16 protein-coding genes and 1 tRNA gene are annotated in these 24,328 nt (G+C 60.8%); 13 read left to right on the forward strand and 4 right to left on the reverse strand.

Features of this window, described 5'->3' with window-relative positions; genetic code table 11:
* Positions 1-89 precede the first annotated feature (89 nt).
* Entirely contained in the window at positions 90-1,916 is a 1,827-nt protein-coding gene (gene glmS, locus KCN53_RS09095) for a glutamine--fructose-6-phosphate transaminase (isomerizing) (RefSeq protein WP_088712656.1), read from the forward strand.
* A gap of 68 nt (positions 1,917-1,984) precedes the next feature.
* Here glmS and KCN53_RS09100 read toward each other — a convergent pair whose 3' ends face one another.
* Together KCN53_RS09100 and KCN53_RS09105 are read right to left on the reverse strand one after the other, a co-directional pair.
* Complete coding sequence (locus tag KCN53_RS09100; RefSeq protein WP_224199550.1) at positions 1,985-4,159, reverse strand: methyl-accepting chemotaxis protein; 2,175 nt, start codon at positions 4,157-4,159, stop codon at positions 1,985-1,987.
* Between the two features lie 615 nt (positions 4,160-4,774).
* Positions 4,775-5,134, reverse strand: coding sequence for a response regulator (locus tag KCN53_RS09105; protein ID WP_088712654.1), 360 nt, complete (start codon positions 5,132-5,134; stop codon positions 4,775-4,777).
* Positions 5,135-5,269: 135 nt separating this feature from the next.
* Here KCN53_RS09105 and gorA point away from each other — a divergent pair, with 135 nt between their 5' ends.
* The 6 genes from gorA (at position 5,270) to KCN53_RS09135 (ending at position 12,095) form a co-directional block, all read left to right on the forward strand.
* On the forward strand, positions 5,270-6,613 hold the full coding sequence (gorA, locus tag KCN53_RS09110) for a glutathione-disulfide reductase (RefSeq protein WP_088712653.1): 1,344 nt from the start codon (positions 5,270-5,272) through the stop codon (positions 6,611-6,613).
* Positions 6,614-6,701: 88 nt separating this feature from the next.
* Entirely contained in the window at positions 6,702-8,084 is a 1,383-nt protein-coding gene (locus KCN53_RS09115; RefSeq protein ID WP_088712652.1) for a class II 3-deoxy-7-phosphoheptulonate synthase, read from the forward strand.
* A gap of 115 nt (positions 8,085-8,199) precedes the next feature.
* Positions 8,200-8,275, forward strand: a tRNA-Glu gene (locus KCN53_RS09120).
* Positions 8,276-8,373: 98 nt separating this feature from the next.
* A complete protein-coding gene (locus tag KCN53_RS09125; protein WP_088712651.1) occupies positions 8,374-10,251 on the forward strand; it encodes a DUF6538 domain-containing protein in 1,878 nt (625 codons plus the stop codon).
* Positions 10,252-10,808: 557 nt separating this feature from the next.
* The gene (locus tag KCN53_RS09130) at positions 10,809-11,663 is read left to right on the forward strand and encodes a phospholipase D family protein (RefSeq protein WP_088712650.1); all 855 of its coding nucleotides are present in this window, start codon (positions 10,809-10,811) and stop codon (positions 11,661-11,663) included.
* Positions 11,664-11,693: 30 nt separating this feature from the next.
* Entirely contained in the window at positions 11,694-12,095 is a 402-nt protein-coding gene (locus tag KCN53_RS09135; RefSeq protein ID WP_088712649.1) for a hypothetical protein, read from the forward strand.
* A gap of 121 nt (positions 12,096-12,216) precedes the next feature.
* Here KCN53_RS09135 and KCN53_RS09140 read toward each other — a convergent pair whose 3' ends face one another.
* Positions 12,217-13,170, reverse strand: a complete 954-nt coding sequence (locus tag KCN53_RS09140) for a DUF6615 family protein (protein ID WP_088712648.1) — start codon at positions 13,168-13,170, stop codon at positions 12,217-12,219.
* 402 nt (positions 13,171-13,572) lie between these two features.
* Here KCN53_RS09140 and KCN53_RS09145 point away from each other — a divergent pair, with 402 nt between their 5' ends.
* From KCN53_RS09145 to KCN53_RS09165, 5 genes are all read left to right on the forward strand, one after another.
* Entirely contained in the window at positions 13,573-14,325 is a 753-nt protein-coding gene (locus KCN53_RS09145; RefSeq protein ID WP_088712647.1) for a hypothetical protein, read from the forward strand.
* 638 nt (positions 14,326-14,963) lie between these two features.
* Positions 14,964-16,382 (forward strand): ATP-binding protein, encoded by a 1,419-nt coding sequence (locus KCN53_RS09150; RefSeq protein WP_088712646.1) that lies wholly within the window; start codon positions 14,964-14,966, stop codon positions 16,380-16,382.
* Entirely contained in the window at positions 16,379-19,132 is a 2,754-nt protein-coding gene (locus tag KCN53_RS09155) for a Z1 domain-containing protein (RefSeq protein WP_088712645.1), read from the forward strand. Before KCN53_RS09150 ends, KCN53_RS09155 begins: the two co-directional genes overlap by 4 nt.
* Complete coding sequence (locus KCN53_RS09160; RefSeq protein ID WP_088712644.1) at positions 19,125-20,111, forward strand: PD-(D/E)XK motif protein; 987 nt, start codon at positions 19,125-19,127, stop codon at positions 20,109-20,111. The genes KCN53_RS09155 and KCN53_RS09160 overlap by 8 nt, the downstream gene beginning before the upstream one ends.
* On the forward strand, positions 20,104-22,203 hold the full coding sequence (locus KCN53_RS09165) for an AIPR family protein (RefSeq protein ID WP_088712643.1): 2,100 nt from the start codon (positions 20,104-20,106) through the stop codon (positions 22,201-22,203). Before KCN53_RS09160 ends, KCN53_RS09165 begins: the two co-directional genes overlap by 8 nt.
* Positions 22,204-22,252: 49 nt before the next feature.
* On the opposite strand, the gene KCN53_RS09170 is transcribed toward KCN53_RS09165, so the two are convergent.
* On the reverse strand, positions 22,253-23,773 hold the full coding sequence (locus KCN53_RS09170) for a DNA cytosine methyltransferase (protein ID WP_088712642.1): 1,521 nt from the start codon (positions 23,771-23,773) through the stop codon (positions 22,253-22,255).
* 80 nt (positions 23,774-23,853) lie between these two features.
* Here KCN53_RS09170 and KCN53_RS09175 point away from each other — a divergent pair, with 80 nt between their 5' ends.
* The gene (locus KCN53_RS09175) at positions 23,854-24,279 is read left to right on the forward strand and encodes a very short patch repair endonuclease (protein ID WP_224199552.1); all 426 of its coding nucleotides are present in this window, start codon (positions 23,854-23,856) and stop codon (positions 24,277-24,279) included.
* Positions 24,280-24,328: the final 49 nt, after the last annotated feature.

Below are 24,328 nucleotides of genomic sequence, written 5' to 3' on the forward strand. Positions count from 1 at the left end.
ATGCGCTCGTGGCCAAGACCAGTTTCGACTTTCCCGAGGACGCGCCCGGCGTTCCGGTGCCGTATCAGCTTTAAGGAGATCGCGTAGACATGTGCGGAATCATCGGAATTATCGCGGAGCGCGACGTTGCCGACGAGCTGTATGACGGGCTGAAGCGGCTGGAATATCGCGGCTACGACTCTGCCGGCATCTGCACGCTTACCGGCGGCGGGATGGAGCGCCGCCGGGCGAAGGGCAAGCTGCACAATCTGCGCGAAAAGCTGACGAAGGAGCCGCTGGGCGGCCATATCGGCATCGCCCATACGCGCTGGGCGACGCATGGGGCGCCGACCGAGGACAATGCCCACCCGCACGCAACGAAGCATGTCGCGCTGGTGCACAACGGCATCATCGAGAATTTCAAGGCTCTGCGCGAGGAACTGGTCCGGGACGGCCGGACGCTGGAAAGCGACACCGACTCCGAAGTCGTCTGCCACCTGATCAGCCGCGAGGTCGAGGGCGGCGCCAGCCCCGAAGATGCGCTGAAGACCGTCCTGCCGCGCCTGCGCGGCGCCTTCGCGCTCGCCATCCTGTTCGCCGACCGGCCGGACATGATGATCGGCGCACGCAAGGGCTCGCCCCTTGTCGTCGGCTTCACCGACGAGGGGGAGACCTATCTCGGCTCCGACGCTCTGGCGCTTGCCGGGCTGACCCAGCGCATCTGCTATCTGAAGGAAGGCGACTGGTGCGTCGTCACGCGCGACGGGGCGACGATCTACGACGCCGACAATCAGCGGGCGAACCGCGAAGTCGTGACCTCGGGAGCGAGCGCCGCGGCAGTCGAGAAGGGCGAGTATCGCCACTTCATGCAGAAGGAAATTTTCGAACAGCCCACCGTCGTCGCCCAGACGCTGCAATCCTATGTGCGCCCGCTGGAAGAGCAGGTCGCGCTGCCGGACATGGACTTCGACCTGGCCGGTGTGAAGCGCGTCTCAATCGTGGCCTGCGGCACCTCCTACTATGTCGGCATGATCGGCAAATACTGGATCGAGCAGTTCGCGCGCGTTCCGGTCGAAGTCGATGTCGCCTCCGAATATCGCTACCGCGACCCGGTGATGGAGGAGGGCCAGCTGGCGCTGTTCATTTCGCAGTCCGGAGAGACGGCGGACACGCTCGCCGCCATGCGCCACTGCGCAGAGGCAGGTCTGACGACGGCGGGCATCATCAACGTGCCTACATCGACGATGGCGCGGGAAGCCGACCTCCTGATGTCGACCCATGCGGGTCCCGAGATCGGCGTCGCCTCGACCAAGGCATTCACCTGCCAGCTGGCGGTTATGGCGGCCTTCGCCACCAACCTCGCCCGCGCGAAAGGCCGCCTGCCCGCGGACGAAGAGCGCGATATCGTCAAGCATCTGCAGGAAGTACCGCAGTTCATGACCGAGGCGCTGGACCGAGACGGCAAGATCGAGGCGGTGGCCCAGTTCGTGTCGAAAGCGCGCGACGTCCTCTATCTGGGCCGCGGCCCCGACTATCCCATGGCACTGGAAGGCGCCCTGAAGCTGAAGGAAATCAGCTATATCCATGCCGAGGGCTATGCGTCGGGCGAGATGAAGCACGGGCCGATCGCGCTGATCGACGAGACCGTCCCGCTGATCGTCATGGCCCCCTCGGGACCCCTGTTCGAGAAGACCGTGTCCAACATGCAGGAGGCCCAGGCCCGCGGTGCGCAGGTTGTGCTGATCTCGGACGACGAGGGCATCGCGGAAGCCGGCGACGACGTCGTCGAATATATCCGCATGCCGAAGGTGCACCCGCTGATCGCGCCGCTCGTCTATGCGATTCCGGTGCAACTGCTGGCCTACCATGTCGCCGTGGCAAAGGGCACGGACGTCGACCAGCCGCGCAATCTCGCCAAGTCCGTCACGGTCGAGTAGCGGATCGCCGAAGGGCGGCGCCGGAGATTTCCGGGCCGCCCCAAGCTGTTCGCGGTACAGGCTCGCGCCTACGCGGCGACCGGTTCCCGCACCGTGCCGGCCATCGGGGGCGCCCAACCGTCCGGCCCCGAAAGCCTGCCCCCTGCCGGGCGCGATGCAGTATCGCGCTCGGACGAAACGCTTGTCTTGAACCGTTCGGTATGCCCGACCAGCGCATCGATCTCGGTATCGAGATTCCTGGCGGCCGCCGAAGTTTCCTCGACCATCGCGGCATTCTGCTGCGTGGACTTGTCCATCGTATTGACCGCAGAACTGATTTCCGAGAGCGACGACGACTGGGCCTGATTGTCCTCGGCCATCCGCCCCAATAGCTCGTTTACCTTGTTCACTCCGTCGTGGATGGTGTCGAGAGCTCCATCGACGCGCTCGACCGATTCCACGGCCAGCCCGACTTCGGTCTGAGTCACGGTGAGCTGACTACGCGCGTTTTTCGCTTCCTCCTCGGCGCGCATCGCAAGCGAAGAGACCAGATCGGCGACGACCGCGAATCCGCGACCGGCCTCGCCGGCCCGGCCAGCCTCTACCGCGGCGTTCATGGCCAGCACGCGGGTCTGGAACGCGATCTTGTCGAGACCCTCGATGACCGTGTCGATACCCTCCGCGCTTTCGGACACACGGCTCATGGCCTGAACCGCGTCAGCGGCAATCGCACGGCCGTCGCCGACCCTGGCCATCGCCTCATCGGCTTGCCGGACGGTTTCACCAGCCGCGGACGCCGTGGACTGAAGGCGCCCCTCCACGTCGCAAAGCGTGGCCGCGGTCTGTTCGAGGCTTGCGGCGTTGCTCTCGGTTCTCCGCGCCAAATCTTCCGAGGCCTGCGAGATTTCGCTCGAGCTCGCCCGAATCTCGACCGCGGTGCGGACGATCGATCCCATCAGGTCGTGGAGGCCATCGACCGCCTGATTGAAATTCTGCTTCAAGCCCGCAAAGGGCCCGATGAGATCGGCCTCGACCCGGTGCGTCAGGTCGCCCTTTGCGAGCGCATCAAGACCCGTTCCGATGCTATCGCAAATCAGGCGCGTCTGTTCTGCCTTGGCCTCCTCGGCCGCCTTCAACTGGCTGCGCAGGGCATCGACACTCTGGCCCAGATCGACCAGTTCGTTGCGGCCGGCGGGGAGAGGAAGTGCATCATCCAACTGCCCCCGAGCAATGCTGTCGGTCGCGTCTCCGATCTGACGCAGCGGCACGACGATACTACGACCAATCAGGAAGACGAGCGTAGCCAGAACTCCTCCGACGAGAAGAATAGCAAGCGCGTTCAAGAGCAATTGCAGGTCGGCAGAGCGCTTCTGCGCGTCGGCTACGGCGACCATATGCTCGCCAATCGAGCTATCGATCGTCTTGAGGTCGTCGATCTTTTTTGTGATCGCCGTCCACCACCGCGCGGCGTCGACATTCAAGGGCTCGCCCTCCAGCGCGCTACGATGCGCCCCATCCCTGAATTGCTGCACGGTCTGCGAAGCCGGGCTGGCAAGCACGCGCTCCAACTCCGCAATCTGTTCCGCAGTGGCGGCGAGACCAAAGCGGCGAAATTCATCGTCCTGAAGTGCGATCAGGCTGACGAACTTGCGGTAGATCGGCGCGGGAAACGCACCGGCGCCGAAGCCCGTCGCCCCCATGGCGCGCTCAAGTCCGGCATCCTCTTTCGCATGGATAACGGCGAGATATGCATCAGCTTCGCGGCTCTGCGCTTCGTCGGACCCAACTTCCAGAAGCGTTTCGATGCTGCGAAGCCCGTCATTCACGAGACCGGTATATGCACCGGCAAGCTCAGGCACGGTGAGCGCCATGTCATCGATCCGGCCGCGCATCGTCGAAAGCGCGCGGACACCGTTCTGCAGGTCGAGCACATGTTCCGCCGCCTCTTCCGAAACCGCGCTGGCCTCATAGTCGGCGAGTTCCGTTTCCAGTGCGGCAAGACTCGCGTCGGTTGCAGCACGCTGACGGGGAAGCTCTTCGGCGAATTTCGCGCCGCCGCTGCCGGTATAGCCTGCCGAAAGCCCTCGCTCGCGCTGAAGTTCATGCACAAGGTCGCTGACCCCCGCCGCGATGTGGGCAGCGCCGGCTAACCGCACTGCCTGCGCCCTCTGGTCGAACAGCGAAGACACATCGCCTGCAATCAGGAAGAGCGCCGCCAGAGCAGGGAAGACACTAATAAGTAGCAAGCGCCGAGAAATGCTCATGTTGGACAGTACAGAAGCGCCTTCCGTTTTCCGGTGGTTCTTGGATATCGCCGAGAGACCAGATGGGTCTTCATCAATGAAGACCTTGTCAGCTTTTGAAGTCATGTCGCTATATCGGCCCATAATTACGCAAGTTCATGATACGAATATTCTCGCTATCGAATAGACAAGACCCCTCTGCCTATCCGGCACTCACCGGGCGAACCGGCGCCTGTGAGTGTATGAACTCATTCTATAGGTGGATTCCCGTACCCAAGACGACCGACCATTAAAAAATTCGCTCTGATATGAGTTAGTTTTGACCTAAAGCATATTGCTTCAGGAGTGAGACTAGAAACGTCTTTAAAAAGGCATTCAGAAAATAGTCTTTTGACTCCGATCTAAAGACTATTTTCCCCAAACCAGTTTAATTGATCAGTAAAATACAGCCATACCTAAAGTACTCATGACCGCTTCTTGCGCCCGTTTCAGACTGGCTGACCGAAGAACCAAGGTGGCGCGGCATCGCGCAAGGTTCTTTTAATGACCTGGCGAATCGCAGCTTACACGGCTGGCTGATGCAGAATGTTCCCGGATTGCCGGCCTACCGGCACTCCCGATATCTACCGGGGGGCGCTAGGAGCGCCCGCAACGCTCGCGAAGCAGACTTTCCAGCTCGTCGAGGCGGAACGGCTTCGTCACTACGGGGGACCCTTCGAGGGCCGGAGGGAGGTCGAGCGCATCCCCGTAGCCGGTGGCGAAGATGACCGGAATCCCGCGACCGGCCAGCGTTTCGGCAACGCCGATACTGCGCTCGCCGTTCAGGTTTACGTCGAGCAGGGCAATGTCCGCCTCGCAATCGCCGGCGAGGCTTTCGGCATCGGCAAGTGTCTCCGCCGGTCCGACCAGCGTCCACTCCATATCCTCGATGAGTGCCTCAAGGGACATCATTACGAGGGCGTTGTCTTCGGCCACCAGAACGCGGCGAGTGGTCATGCGAATTCACCTTTCCCTGGCCCGGCGTTAGGCCAAACCCATATCGAAAGGCAAGAACGCCTTGCATATCGGTGCCGGAGACGGTGAGGCGCCCCAACCCCCTCTGCAAAGTTCGAAGAGAGAAGGTCTGCATACGTGTCTGACTATGATTATGATTATTTCGTCATCGGCGGTGGCTCGGGCGGCGTTCGGACCGCACGCATTGCGGCCGGGCACGGCGCCAAGGTCGGCCTGGCAGAGGAGTACCGCGTCGGGGGTACCTGCGTCATTCGCGGCTGCGTTCCGAAGAAACTGCTGATCTACGGGGCACATTTCGCCGAGGACCTGGTCGATGCCGAACGTTTCGGCTGGACGGTCAACGACAAGTCCTTCGACTGGCAAACCCTGCGCAAGAATGTGCTGGAGGAGGTCGACCGGATCGAAGGGGCCTATACCTCCACACTCGAGAGCCACAAGGTTGACGTCTTCCATGACCGCGCGGTCTTTCAGGACGCGCATACATTGAAGGTCGGCGACCGTACGATCACCGCAGACAAGATCTGCATCGCCACAGGTGCGCGTCCAGGCCGTTTCCCCTGCGAGGGACAGGAACATGCGATCACCTCCAACGAGGTCTTCCACCTCGAAAAGCTGCCCGACAGCATCCTGATCGCCGGCGGCGGCTACATCGCCAATGAATTTGCCGGCATCTTCAACGAACTGGGCAGCAAGGTCACGGTCGTGAACCGGTCCGACAAGCTGCTGCGCGCCTATGACCATTCGGTCGTCGAGCGGATGATGCACATCGCGACGATCAAGGGTATCGAGTTCGTCTACAACGCGCCCTTCGCAAAGGTCGAAAAGCGCGAGGACGGCGGCGTCCGCGTGACGACGGAGGGCGGCGAGACGCTCGAAGCCGACTTGCTGCTTGCCGCCATCGGCCGTCCGCCGAATACCGACGGCCTCAATCTGGAAGATGTCGGCGTCGACCTGACCGACAAGGGCGCGATCCGTGTCGATGACGCGTCGCGGACCAGCGTCGACAACATCTTCGCCGTTGGCGACGTCACCGACCGGGTACAGCTGACGCCGGTCGCGATCCGAGAAGGGCACGCCCTCGCGGACACATTGTTCGGAGGCAATCCCTGGACGGTAGACTATGACTGCATCCCGTCGGCCGTCTTCAGCCACCCGCCCATCGCCCAGGTTGGCATGACGGAAGCCGAGGCGCGCGACACGCTGGGCGGGGTTGAGATCTACACGTCCGATTTCCGCGCAATGAAGAACGTGCTCGCGAACCGGAACGAGCGGTCGCTCTACAAGCTGGTGGTCGATTCTGCGACGCGCAAGCTGGTGGGCGCACACATGATCGGCCCCGACGCACCCGAAATCATGCAGGCGCTCGCGATTGCGGTGAAGGCCGGCCTTACGAAGGAACAGGTCGATGCCACGGTCGCGATCCACCCCACCATGGCGGAAGAACTGGTCCTGATGCGCTGACCCGCCGAAACCGTCCGAATGCTATAGCTTGGGCATGTAAGACGAATGGTTTGTTGCGCGCCGGGCGGCGCTTCGCCAAGATTGAAGGATGACCGAAGTGAGTAACTGGCAACCGGGCAGCTGGCGCAATTTCGAAGCGCGGCAGCTGCCGTCCTATCCCGACACCGCAGCTCTGGCGGAGGCCGAGCAATTGCTGGGCACCTATCCCCCGCTCGTGTTCGCGGGCGAGGCACGTCAGCTCCGCGAAGACCTGGCCGAGGTGGCCGGCGGCAAGGCCTTCCTGCTGCAGGGCGGCGACTGCGCGGAGAGCTTTGCGGAGTTTCATCCGAACAACATCCGCGACACGTTCCGGGTGCTGCTGCAGATGGCGGTCATCCTTACCTTCGGCTCCAAGATGCCGGTGGTGAAGGTCGGCCGCATGGCAGGCCAGTTCGCAAAGCCCCGGTCGGCCGACATGGAAGAACAGGGCGGCCAGTCCCTGCCCTCCTATCGCGGCGATATCGTCAACGACATCACGTTCGAGGAAGGCGGCCGCAAACCCAATCCCGAGCGCATGCTGCGTGCCTATATGCAGGCGGCAGCGACGCTGAACCTGCTGCGCGCACTCGCCCAGGGCGGCTATGCGAATCTGCATCAGGTTCACCGGTGGAATCTCGACTTCGTCGGACAGTCGGCAGGCGAGAAGTACCGGGAAGTCGCATCGCGCATCGGTGACGCGCTGGACTTCATGGCGGCCTGCGGCGTCGATCCCGACAGCGTGCCGCAGCTGCACGGCACCGATTTCTACACCAGCCACGAGGCGCTGCTGCTCGGCTACGAACAGGCGATGACGCGCCAGGATTCGCTGACCGGCAAATGGTACGACACATCCGCACATCTGCTGTGGATCGGCGACCGTACGCGCTTCTCCGGCTCGGCCCATGTCGAGTTCCTGCGCGGCGTGGGAAATCCCGTGGCGATGAAATGTGGCCCGAGCCTCGAGCCGGACGACCTGATCCGCCTGATCGATACGCTGAACCCCGACAACGACCCCGGACGCCTGACGCTGATCAGCCGGTTCGGGCATGACAAGGTCGAGGAGGGCCTGTCGAAACTCGTCCGCCGCGTGAAGGCGGAAGGGCGCAGCGTCGTCTGGTCCTGCGATCCGATGCACGGCAACACGATCAAGTCGGGCTCCGGCTTCAAGACGCGGCCCTTCGAGCGGATCCTCTCCGAGGTATCGTCCTTCTTCGCCGTGCACCGCGCCGAGGGAACGCATGCAGGCGGCATCCACTGCGAGATGACCGGCCAGAACGTGACGGAGTGTACCGGCGGGGCGGCGGCGATCACCGACGAAACGCTGGCCGACCGCTATCACACCCATTGCGACCCCAGGCTGAACGCCAGCCAGTCGATCGAGCTGGCCTTCCTGCTGGCAGAGAATATCCGGACGGAGCTCGAGAAGGACGAGCGCGCCGCTGCCGCGGCCTGACCACCCTTTTCGGCGGCGATCCGGGGTCCGCGCGGATTCTTGCGGCCCGCCATATTGACAAGCGCGGGCGGCCTTCATAGGTCGCCCGTCTTCAAGCCGCGCTTCCCGCGCGAGCGGCCCCTTCGTCTAGCGGTCCAGGACGTCGCCCTCTCACGGCGAAAACACGGGTTCGAGTCCCGTAGGGGTCACCATTTCCCAAAATGCGGTCCAATTCCCCTCGGACCGACGGGATTCCGCACTTTGTTAACCGCCGACTGGTACAAAAAGGTGGTACAAAGTGAGAAGACGAATGTCGGGCCCTCAGCGTCGTAAAAAATCCCAGAACCTCTACTATCGGAAGGTCGTACCTGAGCAGCTTCGGCCCATCATCGGCAAGCGGGAGATTGTAGAGTCACTCGGTACGCCATCTTGGCAAGAGGCTGAAGAGCGCTGGCACCGCAAGGAGGCCAGCGTTCTTGCCTGGTTCGCGAAAGCGGAACAGGAGCTCAACGGAGAAACGCTAGCTGAAGCCCGCCGCCTCGTTACTGCGTTCCTTGACCGCAGCGAGGCCAAGAACCTCTTCCGGGAAGATGTCCTTCTTCTAGGCATCCGCATGTGCGCCGCCCGGCTTCTTTCCGCTCTACCAAACTCGAAAAGCTTACTCGACCGAAGCACCTGCATGGTGCTGTTTGAGCTAGAAGAGCTCGAGCATAGGGATGATTTAAGTCACCTCAGTCACCTCATCGATGAACCTAAAGAGTTAGATAAGCTTAGGCTCGCCCCAGCCCTCGAAAGCTCGAAATACAACCGCGGCTTATCACTGATTTCGTATCCTGACCGGCTTCTGAAGGCCGGTGTTTACGATCCGCTTCTTGGCGAGGCTGGCATGGTGCTCGCAGGCTTTGAGGGCAAACGTAGCTGGCCATTCTACCTGATGGTGTGCCGTGCATGGGCCGAGGCCCTGGTCTTCCACCGCGACCCAACCTGGAGCGAGTTCGCAATTGAGTCGCTGCACCCGTACCCCCAGGTGATCTTGAATACGAGACCGGGTGAGATTGCTTGGCCCTCAGAGCAGCTATGCGTGTCTGAACAAGAGAGGGCCCCAGCATCTGTAAGCCGTCCGGAAACCAAGAGGATCATTTCCAAGCGAGATCACACTATCTCGGACGCATTTGAACTTTGGAAGCGGTATGCGCAGCCGTCCCAGAAGACTCTAGGAGAAGCAAAGCGGGCCGTGGAAAGGCTAAAGGCGATCATAGGCGATGTCGGCATTACCACAATCACGAAGTCTGTAGTGCGGGAGTTCCGTGACGCGGTTCAGGAGCTTCCAGCGTATACCAAGCTCGAGAGGCTTGTGTCCGAAGGAGCCTCAGCGATTATATCTGCTGCCAAGGCTGCAGACCCCAACTACCGAATGCCTTCGCCAAAGACGGTAAAGAAGGATTTCCAACTTCTCGCCGCGATTTTCGGACAAGCCGAACGCGAGGAGTGGATAGAAACAAATGTCTTCGCGGACGTAGATATCGCGGGCTATAGAAGGGACAGTAAGCGAACGATATATCCCCTTACCGACTCGATGATGGTTAAGCTGTTCGCGTCGCCCTTATTCACCGGCTGCAACGGAAAGCGCGACTTAGATCTTACCAAGCCGGGCGAGTTCATTTTCCAGGATGAGCTATACTGGTTCTTCGTCCCCGGCGTGACTCTCGGTCCGCGCTTGAATGAAATTGGCCAGATTTTGCTGGCGGACATCGAATCGGTCACCGCGCCTGCAGGAAAATACAAGGGTCGAACGGTGCACGGCACGCAGGTTTTGCGATTCACGAAGAACGACTCATCAGCCCGCCCGTTTGTTTTCCACTCGCTTCTTATCGATCTTGGACTCATGGAGTACGTCGAACGGCGCCGGCAAGCAGGTGAGACGTACTTGTTCGACGTAAAGGCCGACAAGAACGGCAGCTTTACGAAGGAGCTATCACGTCGCGTCAATCGGTATATCGATCGAGCTGTCACCGACGATCTCAGATACGTTTTTCATAGCTTTCGGCACGATTTCAAAGGCCGTGCCGACAGTTCTGGAGTTTCGACCAGGGTAAATGACCAGATCACGGGTCACGCCTCGGTCCGTGGCAGATCGCTACGGCTTCGCCTCGCTATTCCGCCTGAGCGAAGAGGTCGAGAAGGTTGACCTCTTCTTTATTGATCGCGAACGGCTGATTCAGAGCGCGAGAGCCGCTTCCGGGAGCTATCAAGCGGTTTTTCATCATCAGCGCGCCGAGTTTGTTCGAACCACGCACGGGCTGTGAAGTTTCGCATGGGAGCGCGGCGCGTCCGACGCCGTGCGCAGCACCCAACGTACTGCGCTCCCCACTGGGCACTCTCGTCCTTCACGCCACGTTCACTGGCTCAAAGGAAATGGCGCGAAGGTTCGAAGGCGCTGGACTGAACGCCTATGCGGCTGATCTGCTTTGTAACGCGCGAAGGTTGCTGGCGTTCGAAGCCCCCGAACTTGAAACTTGGGAGTTCGATTTCGTCAGGCATCTCTTCTGCCAATGCGCGAGTGTGCCCGCGTAAGAGCGGAACGAACGCGAACTGAGGATACCGCTGACGATTGCACCCTCATCTTCTGCAGAGGACCGTGAGTGCGGTAGCAGGCCGCGCCAGCGCGCATAGAGAAGGGCGGTAGTATGCGGGCTGTAAGCGAGCACGTTGACGGACATCTGTCGGACTGTGCAAGTCCATGTGATGAAGCTTCTCGATGAGACTACCGCGCTTGACGCGATCCGTGCCCTTCTTGCGGGAGCCGATCACGCCCGTATTGCGGTTGCTTTCTGGGGCGAGGGCGCGATTAGCCGGCTTGGTCTGGGTCGTCCGGGGCTATCGCTTGAAATTCTCTGCAACCTTGATTCCGGCGCATGCGATCCGGCCGAACTGCGACGGCTTCTCAATCTCCCCGACATTGAACTGCGATCGCACCCGGCACTTCACGCTAAGTTCTATTGGACAGCTGGAGGCGCTGTACTCGGTTCCTCGAACGCCTCGGCCAACGGCCTTGCCCTTGAGTCCGCTGCGGCGACCGGCTGGCACGAAGCCAATATCAGCATCGCCGATCCGCAGGTCCTAGCCGATATCGACCGCCGGTTCACCGACCTGTTCACCGGTGGGTATCCTGTTGGCCCCGACGACCTCGATCGGGCGGCGCTGATCTGGAAAGCTAGGACGCGGCAGGCCCCGACCGGGCGGCGCTTGGCCTCGTCACTGTTCGAGGCATGGCGGACAGCCCCCCGGCACCCGATATGGAAGCGCGTCAAGGTGGCCTACTGGCGTGAAGACCTGTCCCCCGAGGATCAGGCCTGGGTCAACGGTGAAATCGCGGATGGGCGCCTCGTTTCCGAGGTCGGCGCTTATGACGGGTGGAATGAGCATATCGCCCCGGGCGATCTGCTGATCGATTTCGAAGTTAGCGGCAAAAGTCCGACCTATTCCGGAACTTGGAAAGCCGTGCCTGGCGGCGGTCGCGAACGGCTGCGGCTGGTGCTGCCCGTGAAATGGTTTGCCTTGCAGGCACTCGGTCAGTTCCCGGTTTCAGAGCAGGAGTAGGCTGCGTTAGCTGCAATCGCGGCGGCTGCTGTGGCGAAACACGGGGACGGTGACGGGAACGCGATCGTCAATTTTGCCGATGCCATGGCGCTGATCGGTGAGCAGGCCGGTCCATCGCGCGCCCGCGCATTCGACCGCGCGATGCAGCAAAATTATCATGAGGCGACGACATTCGGATACCGGCCGACCAAGTTCCTTCAAATGCTTGCCGAACACGGCGGGGTCGAGACGGCACGCCGTCTGATTCGTGGTTCGGCAACGAGCGGATTTGAGACGCTGTGGGAGCATGGCCGCCTCGATCGGTCCGTCGAAGCCCTGATCCTCCAGCCGCCATGGCGCGAACTGTTTTCAGACGAGGAGGCAAAGATCGCGCGGCGCCGGCTAAAGGACTTCGACTACGCTCCTGACAGTAAGCCGGCAGGCGGCGGGTAATCCGGATCCTGCGACATCCCGATGGGTCGGTCCACGTCGGTGGGACACGAGTAGTCGCGCGCGCTAGGCGGGCTGAAGTGCCGGCGCAGGCGCCACTAGGCGCAAATAGGCTTTGCCTCGGTCAGTTATCCGCCGGCCAGCCGCGTCGCCGGCTGATGGCTGCGCGCGCCTGCTCGAAGTGCGGGTCCTCCCGTGTCAGTGGGGTGCTGAACACAACCCGTGGCCGATCAAGCGCCGCACGGTCCTCAGCAGTTACCTCGCCGGCGATAGCCCGGCGGATTTCGGCGGGCAGACCCTCTGCTGGCGCGACCACGAAATCTGGATCGGCGGTGCGTGCTGCCTCTCCGCGGATCGCGTTGATCCGTTCGGCGACGAGCGCCGGATGAAACGCCAGCCCCGGATAGAGCAGCGGATGAAGACCAGTTGCCCGCAGAAACTCGGTGCCCGGTGCCGCCGCCGGCGGCGGCGGGGCAGGCAGAGGAAGGACGGGCCAGCACAGCAGGTCGGAGAGGGTCATGAACCCGGCGCGCCAGTGGCTGACCTTCTTTTCTTTTCGCGTACAACCCCCGGTGACAGTTGCGACAATGTCGCGTGCGAGGCGGACATTGACGCCTTCAACTGCCGGCAATGCGCCGGACGCTGGAGCCAGTGCCGTTTCCGGATGATAGAACATGTAGAGCGGCAGCGTATCCATGCTGTCCGGTTTTGTTGCGGCGTGGCTGACTAGAGTCTGCGCCTGACTGCCTTTAGGCGTGCCGTGGTCGAGATGATCGTAAAACCAATAAGTGGATCCGTCCTTCAGCGTCGCTTCCTTGGAACGCTTTGCCTGAATCATCAGACGCAGATAGCTGCCGCCGCCGACCTCATGCGGCGCCGCATAGATCCAGTCCATATCCGCCCCGGTTGCTGTTTCATCCGGAAAATTCACACGGACGCCGAATGGCTGCAGCGATACAAGGCCCATCATCAGCAGATCGGTCGCGGTCTCCTCACGGAAGTTGCGGGTAAGATGCCGGTCACGTTCGAGCAGTATCGCAAGATCTTTTGGGAAACGGTTGGCAAATTCGCAGAGCATTTTGCGGCAGTCCTCCCGGTTTCCCCCTTATAGGTGGCATAAACGATGTGTTCGCGTCGACAGCGGAATTAACGCTGGCGTGGGGGGGGTAAGCGGAGCGCACTCTAGCCGCTTCGATGAAGCCGCCAAGGTTCGCGCGCTTCTGCTCAGCAGCGCGACACTCTCGTTTCTGACGGTGCGCAGGTCGGCGGCTGGGCCCCAGACTCGCGCGCACGCTGCCGCGCCGTCCGCCCTTCACGAGGGTGCCCGGATCGGGGCGAAGTAGGCGACAGGCAGAAGGCAGGGATTTCGCGACCTTAAGAAGGTAGCGGCAGTCGTGTGCGTTACGCTCGAATTACCGTGCCGATCATGGCATGTCGAAATCGACATACCAACGAATATTGGCATTCAAAGAGCAGACGGATGAAACTGCAGAACAGCGATTACGCCCACTTCTTCTTCGATGACTATGATCTCGAAGCCCAGCTGATTGCGATCCAAGGATTCCTCGACCGATCACGGGAGGACGAGGATAAGGAAGCGACCCGGATCAAAGCCCTTGCCCGCCGCGCGGAGGAGATCGGCGATGACCAACTTGTCGGCATGTACACCCTCACCGTACACGCTTCGGTCTACAGCGATGCAGCCCGCAGCGCCGCTGCCGTTGGGATGCTCGCTCCATTCGTGGAAAACTTGTTCACGGGTATCTTCCGCGGCATCGGCGAGGAAGAGGGCGATTATCTTGGCAGCGATAAGGATTCCAAACGGTCGAAACTCTCACGCGCACACTTCTGGAACCCTCACTTTAGCTTCACTTCCAGAGAGGTGAAGACTAGTCTCGTTGACGGCATCGTCCAACTCGCCGAAGCTGCGAAACTGACGTCGCGCCTGCCTGCCGACACCCGCAAGGTGCTCGAAGCTCTGTTCGAATACCGTAACGGCATGCTGCACAACGGTTTCGAATGGCCGCCCGAGCGACGCGAGAAGTTTGCCGACCGCATCCGCAACTGGGATACATCCTGGTTCATCAGTGCAGTGTCCGGTGGCAAACCTTGGGTCTGGTATATGTCGGATGTCTTCATCAGCCGGATTCTCGCGTTTATCGACGAGGTGATCGAAGCCGCGGGCCAGCATGCCCACGAATTGTATTTCCCCGATCACTTAGCCAGCGGCTAAGGCCAGTAGCAGAAGCGCCGCCTCACTTGCCTCGCTCGCCACATTCTCGAAATTCGACACCGTTACCCCAACCAGCCGGATCGGCTTCTCCGCCGGCAGCACGCTGTTTGCGAGATCGCATGAGGGGCCGAGCAGTCTCGCGGCTGCGGATGGCGCCTGCTATGCTGTGCGCGCGCAGGCCCTGCTGGAAAACGACCAAGTGGATATTGATAGCGGTCGCGAATGTGGCTGCCTGAACGGATGTCTGCTCAACTTATTCTAATCCCGACTCCGGTAGTCTCTATCGGACGACATCGCGGCCAGATCGAGCCGCTAATCCCATGCTCGCTTTCAGGTCCGTCGATCAGGTCGCCGAATGAGAGGGATGGGGGCGCAATGTGGACCGGCAGCTAGGCGCCCCAACCTTGCTCATTAGGGCTATGAACGCCTGATCCCTAAAGCGGTGATTGGATACAGATCTGATAGATGCAGGCTGTGCCAATTCCACAACGGGCTCGAAAACCACGCCGGTCGACAATTCGGTTTGACGATGCGGACTAAACCTCTTTTGCATCAAGTCGTTCTTCATGTAGCGAATGCAATGAAATTGCGGGGGCCGCGTGAAAACAATATCGAATCCTCCAGACGCGTTGTCTCTGATGACTTCCGCTCGCAGCTTCGGAAACTACGATCTTGCGGCGGCTATCGCGGACCTGATTGACAATAGCATCAAGGCAAACGCGACAAGAATCTGGATCACCATCCGCTTCAATGCTGCCGATCCGCTCGTCACCATTGTCGACGATGGCGATGGCATGAGCGAAGCGGAACTGCATGCAGCGATGCGTCCGGCGTCCACCAATCCTACCGAGGAGCGCTCGCCTGACGACCTGGGACGATTCGGGTGGGGCATGAAGTCCGCCTCCTTCTCCCAGTGCCGCAAGCTCACCGTCCTGTCCCGACAATATGGTGCGGCGAGCGGCGCAGTCTGGGATCTGGACGACATCAATGGCTGGTCGATGGGCGTGCTGAGCTCCGATGAGGTCGCGCAGGTTCAGGATGAGCATCTTCCGACGGACCATGGAACCGAAGTAAGGTGGTCGAACTGCGATCGTCTGTCGGAAGGTGGCCGGATCAGCAGCGATGCCTTCAACGAACTCGTCGCGCACGCGCGTCGCACGCTCCCGCTGGTCTTCCACAGATTCTTAGAAGGCAAGGCGGCCGACAGGCCGAAGCTGTCTATAAACCTGAACGGTCAGGCGCTCGAGCCGTTCGATCCCTTCTACATGTCCCACAACGCGGCCGTTCCTCTCGAAGAGGAAACCTTGCTGGTTTCGGGAGCACCTGTCCGCATCCGCCCACACATCTTGCCGCACTACTCAAAGCTCTCGGATACCGAGCACGAGAAGCTTGGGGGTAACGAGGGCTTTTTGCGCAATCAGGGTTTCTACGTCTTCCGCAACGACCGCCTCATCGTGCACGGCACTTGGTTCCGTCTAGCGAAGTATGGGGAGATGTCACAATTGATCAGGATCGGCGTCGACATTCCCAACTCCATGGACGAGATATGGAAGATTACCGTCGACAAGAGCGATGCACAGCTGCCCACGCCGCTTAGGAACCGCCTGCGCCAGATAGTTGATGGACTGAAGGGGCGCTCGTCGCGCGTCTACAGGTCGAAGGGGGGCAGGATCGATCGCCCGGGCAAGGTGCCTGTCTGGTCGAGATACACAAGGAACAACGAGGTCACCTATCGGATCAATTCGGAGCATCCGATCATATCGAGCCTGCTGTCGTCGGGCGAAGGCCCCCTCGCCGCAACCGTCATCAACCTGATCCAGTCGAATTTCCCGGTATCCGCATTCGTCGACGATGCGAACCTGCGACCGGAGAACATCAGTCAGACGGTTGCGAGCCGAACCGAGATGAAGGCGCTGCTCGACGTGACCATTCCGTCGATGCTGATAGCCAATGACAACGATCTTTCTGCGATGATCGATGAACTCAGGCGGACCGAACCGTTCAGCGCGAACTGGCCCATGGTAAAGGAATATCTCGATGCGAAGGGTTGGAAATGACGGACAGGAATGCGGAATTCAGCTACTTTCAGAAGAAAGTAGCGGAAAGCTACAGGGAAGATCTGCAGCAGATGGCGTCCATACCGCGGCACGCCATAGAAGAGATACTTGATGACGATCCGTTCGGGCTGCCTGAAACCGATATGGAGGATATCCGCAAGCGGCTCGAATTCAGCTTTTCGGTCCGTCAGGATGCGGGCCACGCCGTCCGCAGCGACTACAAGCCTTGGCTCGGCGATCGCGCCATCGACTTCCGCTACTGGAAACGGCTGCGACAGTATTTCATCGACGACGACATCCTGCCGGCGAACGTGGTTTCCCGCCTTCATCAGGTGACCGACGAGGTGCTCGACTACTGCGGCGATCCCGAGGATTCAGGAACGTGGAAAAGACGTGGCATGGTCATGGGCCATGTCCAGTCGGGCAAGACCACCAACTACGCATCCCTGATCTGCAAGGCTGCGGACGCGGGCTACAGGATCGTCATCCTTCTGGCCGGTCTGACGAACTCCCTGCGTACTCAGACGCAGGAGCGGATCGACGAGACGTTCATCGGCAAGAAGTCCCTTTTCGGTCAGCGAAATCCCGAGAAGATGCCGATCATGATGTATTCGGACGGCGAGCTGAAGTATCCCGCATACGGGACGACCCGTGACTCCGATTTCCAGAAGGCGATGGCCAGCCAGTTCGGCGTGTCGCTGGATAATCTCAAGGATCCGATCATCTTCGTTACGAAGAAGAACAAGGCGATCTTGGAGAACATGCTCGAGTGGATCGAGCAGCAGCGGCAGGGCGGCCAGTTGATCGACGAGCCCCTGCTCCTGATCGACGACGAGGCCGACAACGCCTCGGTGAACACGCATGCCGACCCGACCCGGTCCACCGCGATCAACGAGGTGATCCGCAGGATACTCCAGCAGTTCTCGCGTTCCTCCTACGTCGGCTACACGGCCACGCCCTTCGCCAACATCTTCATCGATCCCGATTCCGAGGACGAGATGCGCGGCGACGATCTTTTCCCCCGGCATTTCATCAAGGCACTAGATCCACCAGGAAACTATGTCGGGGCAACGAGCGTGTTCTCGCCGGAGGGCAGGCTTCGCCAGCAGATGGTCCGCATCGTGGAGGACTATCCTGACATCCTCCCACTCAAGCACAAGAAGGATCATGTGCTCGAGGAACTGCCGCCCAGTCTGCTCGAAGCGATCCGCGCCTTCGTTCTCGTCAGAGCGATCCGGATTCTGCGTGGCGACGGCAGTGCGCACTGCACGATGATGATCAACGTGAGCCGCTTCAATGACGTGCAGGAGAAGGTCGAGGGTCTTGTCTTCAAGTATCAGACCAGGCTCGACAACGCGATCCAGACCAACGCTGGGCTAGGTGACGAAGCCACTGCCGACCCGGACATCGCTGCCCTCGCGCAGACCTTCGCCGCGGAATACTGCGAAACGGAGTTCAGCTTCACGGACATCCTTGAAGCGCTGTCGGAAGCGTCTCGCTCGATCCGGGTCATCACCGTCAACATGCGAGGCGGCAAGCTGGACTACGAGGCCAAAAAGAAAGATGGCCTGCACGTCATCGCGATCGGCGGTCTGGCTCTGTCTCGTGGCCTGACGCTAGAGGGGCTCAGCATCAGCTATCTGCTGCGCAATTCGGCTGCTTCCGACACCCTAATGCAGATGGCGCGCTGGTTCGGCTACAGGCGCAACTACGAGGATCTGTGCCGCCTCTACATCTGCGAGACTTCGGTGAGGCATTACGAATATATCGAGGAGACGATCGAGGAGCTGCGCGGCGAGCTCAAGCGCATGGAGATGCGCGAGGAGACGCCCGAGCAGTTCGGTCTCAAGGTCAGGCGCAGCGAGACCGGAATCCTGATTACCGCAGCCAACAAGATGCGTCACTCGACGAGGGTTCAGCTCGCCGAGACTTTCGCGAACAAGCATGTTGAGGGCTTCGCCCTGCTGAATGACGATGCCGTCAATCAGCGAAATCTCGAGGCGACGACGACGTTCATCGAAGAGCTCGGTGAACCGGTTTCTGAAGATACAGTCACGGATGAGCAGCTCGCAGAAGACGTCGCCAAGCATCTCGTCTGGAAGGACGTGGAAGGGAGAAGGGTTCTCGACCTCCTCACGCGCTTCGAGTTCCATGCGAACCAGCCTTCTCTCGCCAGGATAGACGGGTCTCATTCGCTGTTCGGCGACTATGTTGAGGATCGACTTGGCGACGAACTTGAGACTTGGGACGTGATCGTCCCGTTCAATCTTGGCGATCGTCCGTCGACGATCGATGCGGCCACGCTGAGGCGATACGAAAGCCTCCCCATCAGGAAGCGCAACAGCGGCCGGGTCATTTCCTCGTCCGACGGCATCCCGGCCTATAAGCCCACCGGCAATCGCAATCGCGTTGCCGATCCGGATGATGCCGCAATCCTGCTGACGAGGCAGCAGAAGGATCTTGCCGAAGCACTCAAGACTGAAGGAACGACCTTAAGGGGGGATCGCGCTTACTGTTCGGTGCGAGAGAGGCCAGTCCTCCTGATCCACCTCTTCAAGGTCACGGACCCCGGAAAGGGAATGGAGGATCTCGCCCTCGAGAACACTCCTATCGTGTCCCTCAGCTTCTTGATGCCGGACAGCGAGAAGCAGACGATCCCGCGGACCTATGAAGTGAACGCGGTCTACCGCAGGCAGCTCGCACTCTTCGGGGCGGAGCAAGACGACGACGAGGAGATGCTCGGTGCCTGAAGCACGCGACGACTGGGCGGACATCAGTGCCTCGAGTGGCAGCTACACAGAGAGGCGTGCGGACCCCGATCACCCGCTGGATTTCTTTCGCGCGCGAAGTGATCGTGGCAACTACATCCTGCTCCTGAAGGTCGATGACATGCCGGAAGTCGATAACTTGCCTGCACTTTCGGGCCTCGACTTTCGCCACGTTCGCCATGAGGATCGCGCCGACGAGCTGGTCCTGGAATTGCGCGATGCGGAGCAGTTCTCGATCTTCCGTGCGCTGGTGTCCGACGTGATGAACGCGACTGCCGACATGCCGGTCGGACAGAATTCGAGCGGCGCCCTGCGGGTCGTCCATCGCATTCATCGCTGGCAGAGACTACTTAAGCACAGGCGTGAGAAGATACTTTCTCGTCAGGCGATCATCGGCCTCTTCGGCGAGCTCCACTTCATGCGCCACCGTATCTGGCCACGAATTGGCGCCGCGGCGGCGATCTCATGCTGGCGTGGCCCCTACGGTGACGAGCAGGATTTCGCGATCCATGGCTGGATCATCGAGACCAAGGCGCAGCTCTCCACTGCCGATCAGGTGCTCAGGATCAGCTCCGAAGCACAGCTGGACACCGACTCCGGCCCTATCGTGCTCTGCCACCAGTCGTTCGCTTCGAGCCCCTCGGCAAGCGGCGACGACATTTCCCTCAATGGGATGGTAGATCGCTTGCGAAGCGATCTGGCATCCGAGGCTCCGAGCAGTCTGGACCTGTTCGAGGCCGGTCTGGTGAACGCCGAGTACGACCATCGCCCGGAATACGATCAGGAATGCTGGAAGCCGGTGACTCTGAGCATCTTCGAGATCGAGGATGGTTTCCCTCGTCTGGTTCCATCCTCGATGGCATCGGGGATCCGGCGGGTCAGCTACCAGATAGTGCCGGCCGCCTGCGCCGACTTCCGCCGGGAACCGGGCTGGCTCGACAGGGAGGTGCTGGGTGCCTGAGGAAAGTTCGATCGAGGACGATTACCGCGAGTTCCGTGAGGAGCTTCTCCGGGACGCCGAATTTTCCGGCGAGCCGCAGCGCGCGGCCTTCTTCCAGATGTTCGCGGAACTTGCCGCCGACAACGGGGATACCGCCGATCTCACCTACGCGCCGGTGTTCCGCGAGGGTGCCCGAGGATATCAGGTGGACGGCTATGCCTGGGATGCGGAGCGCGGAGAGCTGCATGTCGCGATCTCCGACTACCATGCGGACGAGAACCTGCAGACGATCAACATGGACCGTCCCAAGCAGCTGTTCGGCCGCGTGCGCCGTTTCTTTCAGCATTCGGCAGGAGAAGATTTCATCGACTCGCTTGAGGAAACGAGTCCTGCGTTTGAGCTTGCCAATCTGGTCAACCAGGCTGGCAGCCAGATAAAGCGGATCCGGTGCGTGATCTTCAGCAACGCACGGCTTTCCACGCGCAAGAAGACGCTGGAAGCCGAAGAGGTGATCGGCGCGAAGATGACGCTGAACATCATCGACTTCGTACGCTACCTCGACATCGCCAGCGCGCGCGGTGGAACCGAGCCGATCGAGCTGGAGGTCCGCGAACTCAACGAAGGGCTGCTCCCCTGCCTAGATGCCCACGATCCCGGGTCCGACACCCAGTCCTATCTCGTTGTCATGCCGGGAGAGCTGCTTGCTCGCATGTACGGGCTTTATGGCGCGAGGCTCATGGAGCAGAATGTCCGCACCTTCCTTCAGGCGAGAACGAAGACTAACAAGGGGATCATTCACACCGCATCCGACCAGCCGGAGCGCTTCTTCGCTTACAACAACGGCATCACGGCGACTGCCAACGGTCTCGTGATTGAGAAGGATGAGGACGGTCGGCCCGGCATCTCGCAGATCCGGAACCTGCAGATCGTGAATGGCGGACAGACGACAGCATCGCTGCTCTACGCCGGCGATCGTGGGTCGGCGGACCTGTCCAAGATCTTCGTCCAGATGAAGCTGACGGTGATCGATCCGGATCAGGTGGACACAGTCGTCCCGCTGATCTCGCGTTTCGCGAACACCCAGAACAAGGTCAGCGAAGCCGACTTCTTCTCTAACCACGAATTCCATGTGGAGATGCAGAAGATCTCGCGCAGGCTGGCCGCGCCGGCGGCGGCAGGAAGGCTCGCGACGACCAAGTGGTTCTACGAGCGGGCGCGAGGGCAGTATCGAACGGAGTGCGGCCTTCGCACAACCGCCGAGAAGCGGCGCTTCCAGATCGAGTATCCTCGCAATCAGGTCATCCAGAAGACCGACCTCGCGAAGTATCAGATGTCGTTCCGGCCTGCCCCGCATGTCGTCAGCACGGGCGCGCAGAAATGCTTTCTCGAGTTCGCGAAGGAGATAGATCAGCAGTGGCAGACCTCGCGCACGACTTTCAACGATGCATTCTTCAGGGAGATGGTCGCCAAGGCGATAATCTTCCGCTGGGTCGACAAGCACGTGGGAACGTCGGACTGGTATAAAGAGGACCGCGGCTACAAGGCGAACATCGTGACCTACACGATCGGCTGGCTCGTCGATCATCTCTCCCGGGAGGGCCGCAAGCTGGATTTCGATATGGTGTGGAAGGAACAGGACGTGCCCGAAGAGCTTCAGGTCGCCTTCACCGATCTTGCACCGCAGGTGGCCGGAGTAGTGAAGTCACCGCCACCGAGCATCTCGAACATCAGCGAGTATGCCAAGAAGGAGATTTGCTGGAAGGCCTTGTGCGAAGGCGAATTCGATTTCACCGGAAACCTCAAGGCTTCCACTATTGGCATGGAGGAGGTCCGGCAGCGGAAGAAGGACAATCGTTCGGAAGGGGAGATCGATATCGAGATCGGCTTCGACACTTTCGTGCTCGAGAACGTGAACAGGATCTGCGAACTGGAGGATTTCGCCAAGCGGAAGAGGATCATGACGCCGAGCGCCGCTTCCGCGATCCGCAAGCTGAGGAGCGGGAGGATCGATCTGGCACGAAGCGACAAGAAAGGCCTGAAGCAGCTCCTAGGCAAGCTGGATGAGTTCAGCGCAGGACCTCGCGCATGGGCGCGCGAGAAGGAGCGCGTCTGACCACCGCGTTAGCTCTTCGAACGTCCGGCTTTCCCGACGGTCGCGGTATTCAGTCGAGCGCGCCGAGCAGCTTGGCTAAGACCTCTGCTATCTGGCGGGCCAGCAACGGAGGGACGGCGTTGCCGACTTGGACGTATTGCTGTGTCCTGTTCCCTTCGAAGAAGTAGTTGTCCGGGAAGGTCTGCAGTCTCGCCGCCTCGCGGACAGTCAGGCTTCGACACTGCTGCGGGTCGGGATGGATGAAATAGTGGCCGTCCTTGGATATGTGACTGGTTACCGTGGTCGCCGGACGATCCCAGCTCTGCACCCTGAAGCGGTCGGCGAACTTGCCGCTGTCCCAGTTCCGGTGCGCAGGAGCAAGGTCGGCGGGAAACTCGTTCGCCTTTGGGGAACGTCCCTCGACCTCCGCAAATGCGGAGGCAAAGGCATACCGTGCAAGATCACTCTCCATGTGACCGCGGCTCTCGTGGTTCGGCATGCCGATCAGTCGCCCGTCCGCCGTCCAAGACCCCAGTCCGTTGTCGCGGATCGAAGTCACTGCGAAACTCGAGCGTGGCGGAACCTCGTGGCGATCACGGTGCTGCTTCGCGACCGCTCGCAGCCGTCTGGCGACCTTCTCGCGACCAGCACGGGTGCAGGCGACGGCGGCAAGGTCCGCGGCGCGGATCGCGGCGGTTCTCCAGCCTTCGGCGGAATCGCCGCCCCTGCTGAGGCCACTCCGTAGTCCGGGCATGTCCGCCAGCGTGTCGCGAACCGTGGCCGTGCGGCCGGAGGGAACCAAGAGATGGCCGTCTCCCGGCAGGGCCGGCAGCCATGCGGCGATATCCCTGCGAAGCCCCACGAGTATCACCCTGTGCCTGCATTGCGGGACGCCGAAGTCCTCGCATCTGATTAGGTTGCCCGAATGCAGACCGCGTGTCTTGTCCACGAGCGGAAGAAGGACGTAACCACCACCATCGCCTCCCGCAGCCCGGAGGTCCGTCAGCACCTTGTCGATGATGCTCTCGCCGCCGACCTTTGCGGACAGCATCCCTTTAACGTTCTCCATGACGAACGCGGCAGGTCGGAGCCTCTCGAGGATCCGGATGTATTCCCGATAGAGGAAGTGGCGGTGGTCCTTCTCGGCCTCGTAGTCCGCTATCCCGCGATTTCTCGCGCGCCCGACGAGGGAGTATGCCTGACAGGGGGGTCCACCTATCACCACGAACTCGGCATCGCCCTCCGCGGTCAGTTCGCCGAGGCGCGCGTCGATCAACGTTTTCGCGTCGGGCGTCCCGAGCTCCAGCATCCTCGTTTCCAGAACGGCGGATTCCCATTCGGCGGGATGCGCCGCGATCAGTTCTTCCTTGCTCGTCTCACCGGCGATGTATTCGTAGTATTCGCTTGGCGCGTCCTCGAACTGCCTGAAGAACGCCCTCAGGCGCAGCGTCGCGAATGCGGAGGCTTCCCTTTCCACGGAGATGGAGATCGGGAAGATCCTCGAACCGTCCTTATGACGCATCGTCGAGAAGCCCTCGGCCAAGCCGCCCGGTCCCGCGAACAGGTCGACTGTCTTGAACTTCGGCTTCATCGAGGCGATCTGTTCTTCATGAAGCCCGATCAATACCAGGTTGGCGAGTTATCGCCAGGGAAGATCTCGTGGCGGACATAGTGGATGCTGCCAGCCGGTCGAGGATGATGGCCAGCATCCGCGGAAAGGACACGAAGCCGGAATTGACCCTGCGGCGGGCACTGCACCGAAGGGGACTTCGATACCGGCTACATTGGAAAAAGCTTCCAGGCCGCCCCGACCTCGTTTTTCCCCGATTCAGGGCCGCGCTCTTCGTTCACGGGTGCTTCTGGCATCAGCATGAGGGATGTCGTTTCGCCACCACGCCTGCCACGAGGACCGAGTTCTGGCAGGCGAAGTTCGATGCCAACGTTGAAAGGGACCGCAGGAACCAGTGCGATCTCGCTAACAGCGGATGGAAAGTGGGTGTCGTCTGGGAGTGCTCGATCAGGAAGCGGGGGGGTGAGGCGATCGCGAGCGAAGTGAACGCATGGCTGCCTAGCGACGAAAAGAATTTCGAGATTTGAAACGACGTCAACCACTACGGCTGGATCGGACCTGAGCTTGGCCTTAAAA

This window comes from Pacificimonas aurantium (assembly GCF_020092905.1).
GTDB classification, from domain to species: domain Bacteria; phylum Pseudomonadota; class Alphaproteobacteria; order Sphingomonadales; family Sphingomonadaceae; genus Pacificimonas; species Pacificimonas aurantium.

Excerpts from the sequence above, each read along its gene's own strand:
- KCN53_RS09145 (WP_088712647.1), top strand. The coding sequence starts at position 13,573 with ATGAAACTGCAGAACAGCGATTACGCCCACTTCTTCTTCGATGACTAT.
- KCN53_RS09125 (WP_088712651.1), top strand. The coding sequence starts at position 8,374 with ATGTCGGGCCCTCAGCGTCGTAAAAAATCCCAGAACCTCTACTATCGG.
- KCN53_RS09140 (WP_088712648.1), bottom strand. The coding sequence starts at position 13,170 with ATGCTCTGCGAATTTGCCAACCGTTTCCCAAAAGATCTTGCGATACTG.
- KCN53_RS09100 (WP_224199550.1), bottom strand. The coding sequence starts at position 4,159 with ATGAGCATTTCTCGGCGCTTGCTACTTATTAGTGTCTTCCCTGCTCTG.
- KCN53_RS09150 (WP_088712646.1), top strand. The coding sequence starts at position 14,964 with ATGACTTCCGCTCGCAGCTTCGGAAACTACGATCTTGCGGCGGCTATC.
- KCN53_RS09130 (WP_088712650.1), top strand. The coding sequence starts at position 10,809 with ATGAAGCTTCTCGATGAGACTACCGCGCTTGACGCGATCCGTGCCCTT.
- KCN53_RS09115 (WP_088712652.1), top strand. The coding sequence starts at position 6,702 with ATGACCGAAGTGAGTAACTGGCAACCGGGCAGCTGGCGCAATTTCGAA.
- glmS (WP_088712656.1), top strand. The coding sequence starts at position 90 with ATGTGCGGAATCATCGGAATTATCGCGGAGCGCGACGTTGCCGACGAG.
- KCN53_RS09105 (WP_088712654.1), bottom strand. The coding sequence starts at position 5,134 with ATGACCACTCGCCGCGTTCTGGTGGCCGAAGACAACGCCCTCGTAATG.
- KCN53_RS09170 (WP_088712642.1), bottom strand. The coding sequence starts at position 23,773 with ATGAAGCCGAAGTTCAAGACAGTCGACCTGTTCGCGGGACCGGGCGGC.
- KCN53_RS09155 (WP_088712645.1), top strand. The coding sequence starts at position 16,379 with ATGACGGACAGGAATGCGGAATTCAGCTACTTTCAGAAGAAAGTAGCG.